This window comes from Maribacter litoralis (assembly GCF_902506355.1).
In the GTDB taxonomy this organism is placed as follows: Bacteria; Bacteroidota; Bacteroidia; order Flavobacteriales; family Flavobacteriaceae; genus Maribacter; species Maribacter litoralis.
In genome coordinates, this window is record NZ_LR733271.1 from 813,503 (window position 1) to 826,622 (window position 13,120).

Genomic DNA, 13,120 nt, shown 5'->3' on the forward strand with positions numbered 1-13,120 from the left:
TTTTTTCTTAAACCACCGATCACTTAGTCTCCGCTCAGTGACCGGTGGTTTAGGCTTTTACCGTATCTAAATTAAAGGCTGGCAAATGCCTGTTCTAGATCAGCTTTTAAATCTTCTATATCTTCTAAACCAACTGACAAACGAATTAAATCTTGACCTACGCCTGCTCCTTCTTGCTGCTCTGCAGTCAATTGTTGATGCGTGGTACTTGCTGGGTGAATGATCAGTGATTTTGTATCACCGATATTAGCCAACAAAGAAAAAATCTGTGTAGCATCGGTTACTTTCTTAGCAGCTTCGAATCCGCCTTTTACACCAAAAGTAACCAAACCACTTTGTCCTTTTGGCAAGTATTCTTTTGCCAAATCGTTGTACTTATTGCTCTTCAATCCTGGGTAATTTACCCATTCCACTTCCGACCTGCCTTCTAACCATGTTGCTAATTCTAATGCATTTGCACTGTGTTGCTTGATACGTACCGGTAAAGTCTCCAGTCCTTGTATGATTTGGAATGCGTTGAACGGACTCAAAGCTCCACCAAAATCACGCAATCCTTCCAATATCAGTTTAAACGTAAATGCTGCTGCGCCTAATGCTTCGCTATATACCAAACCATGGTAACCTGCAGAAGGCTCCGTAAATTCAGGGAATTTCCCGTTGGTCCAATCAAAGGTACCGGCATCGATAATAGCGCCACCTAACGAGGTTCCTTGTCCGCCAATATATTTTGTCAATGAATGTATCACCAAGTTTGCCCCATGTTCAATTGGGTTTAACAATGATGGAGTAGCTACGGTATTATCTACTATAAATGGAACACCAGCTGCTTTAGATTCTTTTGAGATCGCTTTCAGATCCAACACATCTAACTTTGGATTCCCTAGGGATTCTACGAAAAATGCCCTTGTATTATCTTGAACCGCTTTTCCAAAATTTTCAGGATCAGAAGCATCTACAAAAGTTGTAGTAATACCAAATCTTGGCAAGGTAACGTTCAATAAATTAAAAGTACCCCCATACAAACTGCTCGACGCCACAATGTGATCACCTGCTTTTAACAAGGTCAATAATCCTGTAGAAATTGCCGCTGTACCCGACGCAAAAACAACCGCACCGATACCACCTTCTACGGCAGCCAATCTATCTTGTAATATTTGGTTTGTAGGGTTGTTTAAGCGTGTGTATATAAAACCTAGTTCCTTAAGGGAAAATAAGTTTGCCGCATGATCTGTATCATTAAATACGTATGATGATGTTTGATAGATTGGCACTGCCCTTGTACCACCATTGGTAGTTGTGTCGTGACCTGCGTGTAAAGCGTTTGTTGCTAATTTGTGATTACTCATGATTTTGTTGTTTTTAAAAATTAATCCTTAGGCTACCCTTAGGATGCAAAAAATAAAAAGCCCATCCTAACCACACTTAAAGTGTGAGTAGGTAAAATCAAAAAGTTATAAGAAAGTATTTCGAGAAATTCGATTACTGTTATCCTTCCCCTAAGGGTAGAATGTAGCACCTTCTTTGTGTGGAACAAAGGGTTGCTAAGGTTTCAAAGGGTCTAATCCCTCCACCTTTCTTGATAACTATTCAATACGTGTGTGAACTTTGAGCTACAAATATAAAGGCAGAAAAATGTAAAAACCTAGTATTTTATGAAAAATATATAATTCTGGGTCTTGTTGTTAGTTTTCCAAGGTCTTTAAAATTAAAACAAGTGTGGTTCAAAATATGCTACAATATCACTACAGATGAGTTTTTTAAGTAAAAAAAAGAGGCAAAGGTGTTCCAAACCTGTTCTCGATACATTTTCGGACTCCGATACTCTGCGCCCAAAAAGACTCGAACTGACAAAGCGCTCCATTAATTCAAGCCCTTTACGACTTAAAACGAATGTTACTTCTAGTAGTTTTAAATTGAAACTTTAGCTGTGTATTTAATGGTAAAAAAATATCCAAAGGCACATGTCTTCCAAACCTGCTCTCGATACATTTTCGAACTCCGATACTCTGCGCCCAAAAACACTCGAACTGACAAAGCGTTCCATTAATTCAACCCCTTTACAACTTAAAACGAATGTTACTTCGAGTGGTTTTTACGACCCCTTAGGGAGGAAAAATTGTATCGAGAAGCTTGCTTGCTATAAGTTATTTTTTTAACGTACAATATTTACAACCTGAATAATATAAAAGGTTCTCGATACACTTTCGACCTCATGAAAATGAGGTCGAAAGCACTCGAACTGACATTCTTACTGAGCGTACCCAACAACCGAAAACCAGCAACCAGCAACCAGCTACCAATCTTACTTAATCATCCCAGCACTCTTGTACTTCTCAATATATTGTTGATCTTGCTCTGGAGAGTCTTTGTATTTTTTGCGAAGTGCCACCAAATCTTTCTTCAGCTTTTTAATGGTATCGGCATATGCTGGGTCATTATAAACGTTGTTCATCTCCTTAGGGTCTTTTAACCTGTCATACAACTCCCATTCATCTACGTCATAGTAGAAATGCACCAATTTAAATTCTTTGTTCACAATACCGTAGTGACGTTTTACCATATGAACCGACGGGTATTCGTAATATTGATAATACACCGCATCACGTGTCCACTTGTCTTTTTCCCCTTTCAATAACGGAATCAAACTTTCCCCTTGCATATCACTTGGCGGAGTGATGCCTACAGCTTCCAACATCGTTTGTGCAAAGTCTAAATTCTGCACCATTTCATTTTCTACAGAACCAGGTGCTACCACATTTGGCCAACGTACCAATAACGGAGTCTTGAATGACTCGTCATATATAAATCGTTTATCGAACCAACCGTGTTCCCCTAAGTAAAATCCTTGGTCAGAGGTGTAAATTACAATGGTATTTTCCGCCAAACCGCTTTCATCCAAATAGTCCAATAATCGACCTACATTATCATCTACCGAAGAAATACTACCCAAATAGTCTTGCATATACCTTTGGTACTTCCATTTCATTTTTTCGGTATCGTTCATCTTTGGCCAATTGTTGTAGAAGAAGTCATTGATGGAATCTAACACCGGATCGTACAATGCTTTTTGTTCTGCAGTGGCACGGTTATACGGACCATAAAAGCTATTTGGAAATTCTTCTACTACAGGAAAAACCTTCCCCTCCATTTTTGCCAAGGTCTCTGGTCTAATTTTACTATCATGACTATACATCATGTGTGTCAACAAATTCATTTCTGCTGTTTTTGCTGCCGTACCCCTATTGCTGTAATCATCAAATAAGGTTTCCGGCTCAGGGAAAGTTTTTTGTGTAAACTCCTTGAACTTATCCGCACGTGGCCACCATGGTCTATGAGGTGCCTTATGCAAGTACATCATCATAAACGGTTCTTCATTTGACGCTTCTTCTTTTAGCCAGTCTAACGACACATCTGTAATAATATCGGTTACATACCCTTGTTTGGTAATGGTATCACCATTAGTGACTATAAAATCAGGATTAATATAATGCCCCTGACCCGGCAAAATCATAAACTCATCTACCCCTTTTGGGTTGTTCCCAAAATGTAGCTTTCCAAACATGGCTGTCTTATATCCGTTCTTTTTAAATATTTGCGGAAATGTCACCTGTGTAGTATCGAACGGAAAGTAATTATCTACTTTTCCATTAATATGTGTGTGCTTACCCGTTAGAATAGTAGCTCTTGATGGTGCACAAATGGAGTTGGTAACGCTCGCATTGGTAAACAACATCCCTTCTTTTGCCAAACGGTCAATATTTGGGGTCTTTAGCAATTTGTCATCATACGCACTAATGGCTTGGTAGGCATGATCATCTGACATGATGAAAATGATATTGGGTTTTTTCTTTTTGCTTTTTTGGGCTTCGGACTTAGAAGGTAGCAGGAAAAGTACGCCTGTGAGGACTAGAATTAGATTTTTCATTTTGGTTGTTGTTGGTTAGTTTATTCTTTTTAATTAAAGGAGAATTTTAAACATCAATCTTAAGAATCACAATTCAAATTCTTATAAAATTTATTTTAAAATCCCATCAACTATATCGTCAGTAGAAGATTTATCAAATTCGGATGATTGAATCTCTAGTTTCTCTTTTAGGTATCTCATTTTCGTCCCCCATTCAACTTCAAGAATGTCAGACCACTTTCTTACATACATCTTTACTTTTCCATTTTTAACATTCATTGTTAAACCTTTATGGGCTTCACCGTGATGCTTATTTGTTTCTATCAATTCTTGAATTCTGTCGTCAAAATTTTTACCAATTAAATAGAACTCCCAATATTGATTTTCTCCATTACATATATTCTGTTCTAAAATTTTTGTTCTGTAATCATCTATCTGCTGATATTCATTCTTATGAGATAATTTTTTTGAAGCTCTCTTTAATTCAACTATAACATTCTTTTGAATATTCTCACCTACCATTTCCGTTTTAGTTAGAAACAAATCCACTTCGCCATTTGGCGCTGTATTTAACTCCGGTTCTTCTATACCTAAAATTTCATTGGCATATTGAAACAATACCTTTTTCAACGCTCCCTCCGTAGAGCTAAAAAGGCGAAATTGCTCACCAAACAACCAAAAATTCTGATCAATTATTTTTTGTAGATGTTTTACTTCCAGAGTTTCTTTTTCGAGATCGGTTATTAAAAATTTTAATTTACTTATAACATCCAATCTATGGTCAATTTCTTTGATAGTCTTTACCACACTTGAGAGAGATGTACGATTAAGAATATCCAACAATTCACTTTTCTCATCTTCTGTCAATTCTTGGAGTTGCTCAAGAATTGTTTTTATAAGAATATCATCTTGGGTAGATAGTAATCCTGCAAAAGTTGCACAAATAAACTTTTTTTCGGAAACCCCTTTTCCAGTAAATAATGACGGAGTAATGGTATATATAGTTTTAATTAAATCACCATAAGAATCTGCATCATAGATTCCAAAGTCGTGTAATTTAGGTAAAATATTATCCTCCTTTAATTCATCTAATAACTCTTCCGATTGCTGAACCAAATAGGGCTTTCTTACTGAAGCTAACAATTCTTTAATATATTCAATAAGTTTCTTTTGAAGCCTTTTAATCTTTGGATTACCAAATTCAAATGAAAATTGACCATTATGATTTTCATCATTTATAATCATCTTATTAAAAAGTGGAGACCTTATATAAACTGAATGCCAAAAATCATCTCTTTTTTTATTAAATCCTGTATTAAGTTTAAAGATTTCACTTTGATTATTGTCTAAAAAATAAAATTTAGAAAATTCCGAGGGTTTCTCATCCCAAAGAATAATTCTAATCTCAATATCTGAATCAACGTCCTTTACCAACTCTTCTGGTATATCATTCTTAGTAATTACTCTTTCATATTTCACATTACCTTGTGAATCAAGCTTAATTCCATTTATAATAATTTCAAAATTAGTATTGGACTCCAAAAACCAACTAAATTCAAATAAAAATTCTTTAAATAGAGCCTCTACAAATAGCAAACTATCTGAAAGGTTTTGATAAATATTCCTAAAATGAATTTCTGTACCAGATATTTCATTTGTTGTTAAACCATTATGTATATGGGTTGAATGATTAAGTATAATTTGCTTATTTTGACTTAAAATTTCTATTTCTTCAGCAACCCAAATAAACACATATCTTCCTCTACCAAATTTCCCTTTAGGCAAGGTTTTGTAATGAGCATTAATTTTTGATTTGGAGGACGACAAAAATGTCTCCGCATTTTGATTAGTAAAATCCCAACCTTTACCATTATCACAAATTCTTAAATTATCCACGAAGCCTATACCTTCCAATGGAATATCATAATCTATTCTAACAATTGAAGCACCAGCATCAAAAGAATTCCAAACATATTCAAATAGACATTTATAAGGTTTATCTTCAAAAGACTTCAGCTCTGTTCTTATTGATTGCTCATTAATTTTCAGCTCGCTCATGGACTCTTATGTTTATCGTTTATTGATAGTTTTAAAATTCTTTAAAAAAATGGTTTAATATAATGCTGATTTCTTTTCTCCTTACTCCAACACAGAAAACTCAATACTCGAATCTGTGAATACGGTATGCGTCTGCGTTTTAAAGTCTTGCTCATCAGCTTCAAAGATATTGTCCACATAGGTCTGCGGATTTAAATCTATTAAGGGAAACCACGTACTCTGTACTTGTACCTGTAACTTATGCCCTTTTTTAATGGTGTGGAAAACGTCTTGTAACTTTATGGTAACATCGGTCTTTTCATTAGGCACAAACGGTTCTGGCTCGGCAAAACTGTTTCTAAAACGACCTCTTAACACTTCACTACGTACCATTAAATGATAATTGCTCATTTTCAAATGGTCTTGCATGCCTTCGTAGTTTGGTTCATCAGCAGGGTGCACATCTATGATTTTTACGATCCAATCTGCAGCAGAACCTGTAGTCGCTACTTTCAACTTCGCCAAAATATCACCCGCCAAAGTCATATCTTCTTCCATAACCTCTGTCTCAAATACCAAAACATCACCACGGCGTGCTGCAAAACGCTGATCGTCTGTCATATATTTTCTTGGAGTAAACACCGTTTTAATATCTTCAGAATAAGGTACCGGTTTTTTAATATCACTAATAAATTTTACTTCCTCTATTCCTTTGGGTTCAGCGGTCAATTCTTGATCGGGAGACAAATACATATCTTTTTTCACTAAACCCGCCGGTGGCCATGTGTCATAGGTCTTCCAATCTTTTCTACCGGTATCAAAAACATAAGCTTCCGGTAGTCCGCTGTTTTTATCCCCATCTCCTTTTAAAAAATGATCGAAAAACTTGGTTTCTATATTTTCTTGGAAAAACTCGGAAATACCGTCACCAAAGTAATAATTACCCACGGTATTCTGCCCTTTTCTTCGCGCCCATCCACCGTGATCCCAGGGTCCAAAAACCAAGGTGTTGTAATTTTCGGCATTGTATTTTTCAATGTTCTTATAAGTTTCTAAAGGTCCGTACAAATCTTCGGCATCGAACTCGCCAGCCACCACCATAGTTGCTACGCTTGGCTTTACATCTTTTAAATGCTGAATCAACCCACGGCTTTGCCACATTTCATCATAATTAGGGTGTTCTTTAAGCTCGTTCCAGAAATAATCATCGGTAACCCCTTCTTTTGCCATACGCGGCGTATCGGCAGTTTCGTATTCAAAAAAACGATCTAAATTTTTTAGCGGACCTTCATCTAAAAAGAATTGATACTGATCTTCAGTTGGTAAATCGGGCAGTGTATACCATGCCGTGTCTATAGGTTTATCTCCGTCCGGTCTTGGCGTACCAAATAATGATGTTGCCCTAAAATAGCTCAACAAATACGCTCCGTTATGGTGAAAATCATCAAAAAAGAAATCGGCAATACTTGCCTGTGGTGAGGCTGCTTTTAATGCTGGGTGAGCATCGACCACAGCATAGGTGGAGTAAAAACCAGGGTAGGAAATTCCCCAAATACCCACATTACCATTATTGTTTTCTATATTATTTACCAACCACTCTATAGTATCGTAAGTATCTGAACTTTCATCAATATCTTGATCGGTTTTTTTATTGGGAATATAGGCACGCATATTCTCATAGTGACCCTCGCTTAACCAACGACCACGCACATCTTGATAGACAACTATATAACCATCTTGCATCATATGGATATTAGGACCAATCTTTGTTTTGTAATTACCCTCGCCGTAAGGTTTAGAACTATACGGGGTTCTTTGCATGATAATAGGATATTCTTTTGAGGTATCTTTTGGCGAATAAATGGTAGTATGCAGTTTAATACCATCTCGCATGGTGATATCTACTTCCTTTTTGTTGTAGTTATCTTCTACATAAGTATCAGAGACTTCTGCATTGGCTGTTTTAGGAGTAGTTTTTCTACAGGAAATTAAAACTGTAGCTAATAAAATAAGCGTGAATAATTGTTTGATCGTAAACTTTGGCATGTCTTAAAGGTTTGAAGTCTTAAAACTAAGAAAGTTTACCTGTGTACGGAATAAAATTGAACCGAAATATGTTAATTTAACTGTTGACCTTAACTGGCATATTTCAGGTTGAAACAATGCATGAAGAGATGAACCACAATAATTAAAAAAGGTGGTAACGTATATTAAAAATAAGTTTTGATAGGTGATTGGCCGTTTACTTCTTTCTATGGTGAAAAGAGAGAAGCAATCGCATTTAGATCATAAACAATTTTCTCATGAGCATGATTACGCCCGAGAAAAAATCGCTTTTGTATTCTTCAATAGTGGTCTCTTTTAGTAGTTGGTCTTTCATCAATATAGTGTTTAGTGGTTCTAAATTTAATTAGAAAAAGGAATTAAAACAACTGTTTCAATATTTTCTATAGATTTTTCAATTTTGAATTCCGGATTCATTTCTACGGAACGATATTCGTATTTTGAAGTATCTAAAACTACAAATTCAGAAATAAGGTCTGTATCTTTTGCACACGATTGAAACAATGCGCATAATAAAATAGCTAAGAGAAATCGGGGGATTTTAAGCATGGCATTCGTAGGTTAAGTTTATTATTAAATAGGTTTTTAAAAGACAAAGACACTTTAAACAATGTGGAACATAAGCCGACTTTTGGGACTTCGACCAATGTTTACATTGTATATTTATTTGTTACAGTACTAGCATGACCTTCATCTTTTTTCTTGGTAAAATTTGGGGGTTCACCAATAATTACACTTCAAATATATGTAATACTTTTCCTACAAAATAGTTTTTGTGGTCAACACACTATAAGTTGTTGTGAATGTGTGTTAATTGGTTTGTGAGGTGATTTTTCACTAAAAAAAAATGCTCCGCGTAACACGGAGCATTTTTAAATATTAATTATAGCGCAATGCGCTCAGCGTATCCTTATAAATTAAAGGCCGACTTTATTTCTGCTACTTTATCTAACTTTTCCCAAGTAAATAATTCCACTTCTTTTTCGATACGGCCATTGTACGGAGATTCAAAAACTTTGGTAATTGTTTTAGGCTGTTTACCCATATGGCCATATGCAGCGGTTTCCAAATAAATTGGGTTTCTTAACTTAAGCCTATCTTCTATTGCAAAAGGTCTCATATCGAAAAGCTCAGCCACTTTTCTGGCAATTTCGCCATCACTCAACCCTACTTTAGAGGTACCGTAAGTATCTACATAAATTGAAGTTGGCTCCACTACACCGATCGCGTAACTTACTTGCACCAAAATTTCATCTGCTACACCTGCAGCCACTAAATTTTTTGCCGCGTGACGTGCCGCATATGCAGCACTACGGTCTACCTTACTTGGATCTTTACCACTAAAAGCACCTCCACCGTGGGCACCTTTACCTCCGTAAGTATCAACTATTATTTTTCGCCCCGTTAATCCGGTATCTCCATGAGGTCCTCCAATAACGAATTTTCCCGTTGGATTGATATGGTACTTGATTTGATCATCGAACAATTTTTGGGTCTCAGCAGGCAATTGTGCCTTTACCCTAGGGATTAGAATTGAAATAATGTCCGACTTGATCTTTGCCAACATTTTATCATCATCTTCGTCAAAAGCATCATGCTGTGTAGAAACTACTATCGTATCTATACGCTGTGGCTCATTGGCATCTGAATATTCTAAAGTCACCTGTGCTTTGGCATCTGGTCTTAAATAAGAAATTTCTTTTCCTTCGCGACGCAGCTCTGCCAAAGTATGCAAAATTTTGTGCGATATATCTAAAGCCAACGGCATGTAGTTCTCGGTCTCGCTGGTCGCATAACCGAACATCATACCTTGATCACCTGCACCTTGCTCTTCTTTGGCACCACGGTCTACACCTTGGTTAATATCTTGAGACTGCTCGTGAATCAACGAGATAACTCCACAAGAATCTCCACTGAACTGATATTCTCCTTTGGTATATCCTATTTTATTGATGACTTCACGGGCAATGTTCTGTACGTCTAAATAGGTATCACTTTTTACTTCTCCCGCTAAAACAACCTGACCTGTAGTGACCAAGGTCTCACAAGCAACTTTACTTTCTGGGTCAAAGGCTAGAAAATGATCTAAAAGGGCATCACTGATCTGATCGGCAACTTTATCCGGATGTCCTTCACTAACAGATTCTGATGTAAATAAATATGGCATAACAAACTTTTTATTCTGTAGAAGGATTTGAATGAATGCCGAAAAGAAGTGTGATGCGATATGGTACCAACATCAACTGCTTTAGCATTTTTTTCGTTTTATACCTAAAGGTTAAAACAGAGGTTGCAATCAGTCAAATCCCTCCTCTTTATTTTAATTCAGCTGCAAAAATAGAAAAAATGTTCTGTTCCGTATCTTAATATGATGTTATTTATTGACCCATTTAAAATTATTATAAGTCACCAAGAATGATAGCCAGATAATTAGATATCATATTTTACGGAGAACAGCACATAACGTGGTTGCACAAAATAGGCTTGGGTACTAAAATAGAGTTCGTTGGTACTATCTCTATTTAAGGTCGTCGTATTCAATAAATTCGTTCCCTTTATACCATATTCCCACCGACTATCTTTCTTTTGGTAGGTTAAATTAGATTCCAAAAAACTATAGGTATTGGTTATGGTATCTTCCTTATCAGTGTAATTATAATAATCATAATCTACCGTAAAAATAAAGTTCTTTAAAAAACTCGCATCAAAACGAGCGTAAGGTCTGCTGGTGTAAAATGTAGTTTCTAAACCTCCATTTTCATAATTGTTCACCGTATACCTATACCCCAATTCTAAATTAGGTGCATTTTTAAAATTCGTGGAAAGTGCCCCCGTGTAATTTTGCGTTAATGAATTCGATGTGCTTTGCTCATCATCTACTAGGTTATTGGTCGTAGACCAGCTTAAATTACCTTGTACCGATGCCTTGATCTTACCGAAAGTACGCTCGTATTTTCCGTTTGCCGTTAAAGACTCATCATCAAAATTAGAATTGATGGTACTACTCACCCTATTGATACCAACAATATTTACACCACTTTTTAATGCATCTATTCTTTTTGTATACGCCACGTTCGCAAAAATATTGGTGAAATTGAACATGTTAAAGCTGAAAAAATTCAAAGATACATTATGATTCAAGGCACTTTCTAAATCACGGTTTCCATTGTAAAGCGAGTTATAATTATTAAGTACATAACCCTGTGCAAAATTGCTGACATCTGTAAAAGAACGCGTTACCTGATAGTTAAAGCGAAGGTTTTCAGATTTTTTAAGCTGTGCATTTATATAGACATCTGGCAACAACGATGTTAAATTATCTTCAACTACCGAACCCAATTGCTCATTCTTAACATTGAACTGATGTAAGGTTACCCCAGGATTAAATGTAAAAATTCCAGATATAACTTTATAATGCAGCCCTGCATAAACATCTGAAACATGAAAGGGAACGTCGTTACCAAATTCATCTCCACTCATATTTAAAACATCTTCATTATCTAAAATCTGAAATATATTAGAATTGAAGTTTTGGTTACTCTGTGTTGTACCCAAAGTCAAGTTTATATTACTTTTATCACCAAGTACCCTGTAATAATCCACTTTTGCATCTACCTTATTGGTCACTACTTTCTTTGCCTGGTTAATATTGTACAAATCTTGATCCTCATCTACCGGAAAAATATCGATAAAGGCAAACTCATTTCTTATCGCTTCATAAAATGGATCTTCATCTTGATATAAGTATTGTGCCTCAACCGCAAAAATATTCTTATCATTTAACGTATAATATATGTTCAGGTTTTGATTTACGGATAATGGTTTCTGTTTTTTAACCTCTGCTATCTCATCTGTAATAGAAGAAATAGAAAGTACGTTCACTTCTTCATTATCGTCAGATTGCTTTAAAAGGGCATCATAATCTAATTGAAAATTATCGTTAGGTTGGTATTTGGCACTTAATTTAGCGAGACCTAAATGTATTGTTTGGTCTGTATTCGAGGTAGTACTTTCTACATCGTTACTGGCAATGTAAGATGTTGTGCCTTCAGATTTTAAAATTGTTCCGGTATATGAATAAATACCAAAGCCACTTAGATCCAACCCTTCCATAGGGGCATAACTAAAATTAGCCGCGGCAAACTTGGTGTCGATATCGTTTGCCCTATTATTCTGCGAAGAGGATAGCCCTAAACCATCTGCTCCCGTAGAAATAGAACTGCCTCCCCTAGAATTTAAGTTTCTAAAACCACCTGTGAAATTTCTGTAATCATTACGGGTAAAGGGCACTTCACCTATGTTATTTAGGTCGGTAATGATATTTATGCTGTACTTAGGACTGTAATAAAATAGTTTTGGGTGTGCCAAATATCTATCATCAGGTCCATAACCTGCCGTTAACTCTCCAAACCAAAAATTCTTTTTTCCTTCTTTCAGCTTAATATTCAAAGCCACGTTATCTTCATCATTGGTAAGTCCTTTCATTTGCGACACCTCATTGAAATTTCGCAACACCTCCACTTTACTTAATGCATTTGCCGGTATATTTTCTACCGCCAGCTTACTATCGCCATCGAAAAAATCTTTTCCCTCGACCATAACCTTGGTAACCGTTTTACCTTCGACCTCTATTTGTCCGTCATCGTTAATTTCAATTCCAGGAAGATTTTCCAACACATCTTTTAACTTTTTTTCGGTACCCGACACAAAGGCATCGGTATCGTACACTATAGTATCCCCCTTTACAGAAACCGGCATTTCGTACGTAACATCCACCTCATCTAATTGTGCCGCCTGCTCATGCATTACAATATCTTTCACCGCATTATTCTCACCCGCCGTAAAAGTAAAAGACTCTGGCTTAAAGCCCAGATAGCTAACTTTTACCGTGTATTGCTCACCTGTTTTCAACTTCAATTTAAATAGACCGGCATGGTTCGTAATCCCGTAAGATTCCAAACCTTGTGTAGTAGTGTTAATGGCAATTACGTTAGCCATGTCTACACCGACCCCTAAACTGTCCTTCACTGTACCAGATAATGTAATTTCCTGTGCAAAGACAACTGTAGTAGTTACCACACACAATAATGTTAAAAGCACTTTATTTCTCATGTA

At 36.2% G+C, this 13,120-nt stretch carries 7 protein-coding genes and 1 riboswitch; all 7 genes read right to left on the reverse strand.

Annotation, left to right across the window (positions count from 1 at the left end; genetic code table 11):
* Positions 1–71: 71 nt before the first annotated feature.
* The 7 genes from EXIGUO8A_RS03400 to EXIGUO8A_RS03430 all read right to left on the reverse strand — a co-directional run bounded on the left by EXIGUO8A_RS03400 (position 72) and on the right by EXIGUO8A_RS03430 (position 13,117).
* The gene (locus tag EXIGUO8A_RS03400; RefSeq protein WP_159301927.1) at positions 72–1,346 is read right to left on the reverse strand and encodes an O-acetylhomoserine aminocarboxypropyltransferase/cysteine synthase family protein; all 1,275 of its coding nucleotides are present in this window, start codon (positions 1,344–1,346) and stop codon (positions 72–74) included.
* A 136-nt stretch (positions 1,347–1,482) separates the two neighbouring features.
* Positions 1,483–1,586: riboswitch (SAM riboswitch) on the reverse strand.
* A 716-nt stretch (positions 1,587–2,302) separates the two neighbouring features.
* The gene (locus EXIGUO8A_RS03405) at positions 2,303–3,925 is read right to left on the reverse strand and encodes a sulfatase family protein (protein WP_159301928.1); all 1,623 of its coding nucleotides are present in this window, start codon (positions 3,923–3,925) and stop codon (positions 2,303–2,305) included.
* A gap of 90 nt (positions 3,926–4,015) precedes the next feature.
* Positions 4,016–5,962, reverse strand: a complete 1,947-nt coding sequence (locus tag EXIGUO8A_RS03410) for an ATP-binding protein (RefSeq protein ID WP_159301929.1) — start codon at positions 5,960–5,962, stop codon at positions 4,016–4,018.
* 81 nt (positions 5,963–6,043) lie between these two features.
* Entirely contained in the window at positions 6,044–7,987 is a 1,944-nt protein-coding gene (locus EXIGUO8A_RS03415) for a CocE/NonD family hydrolase (protein ID WP_201304102.1), read from the reverse strand.
* 360 nt (positions 7,988–8,347) lie between these two features.
* The gene (locus EXIGUO8A_RS03420) at positions 8,348–8,554 is read right to left on the reverse strand and encodes a hypothetical protein (RefSeq protein ID WP_159301930.1); all 207 of its coding nucleotides are present in this window, start codon (positions 8,552–8,554) and stop codon (positions 8,348–8,350) included.
* Positions 8,555–8,915: 361 nt separating this feature from the next.
* Entirely contained in the window at positions 8,916–10,172 is a 1,257-nt protein-coding gene (gene metK / locus EXIGUO8A_RS03425) for a methionine adenosyltransferase (RefSeq protein ID WP_116770025.1), read from the reverse strand.
* A 263-nt stretch (positions 10,173–10,435) separates the two neighbouring features.
* The gene (locus EXIGUO8A_RS03430) at positions 10,436–13,117 is read right to left on the reverse strand and encodes a TonB-dependent receptor (protein ID WP_159301931.1); all 2,682 of its coding nucleotides are present in this window, start codon (positions 13,115–13,117) and stop codon (positions 10,436–10,438) included.
* Positions 13,118–13,120 lie beyond the last annotated feature (3 nt).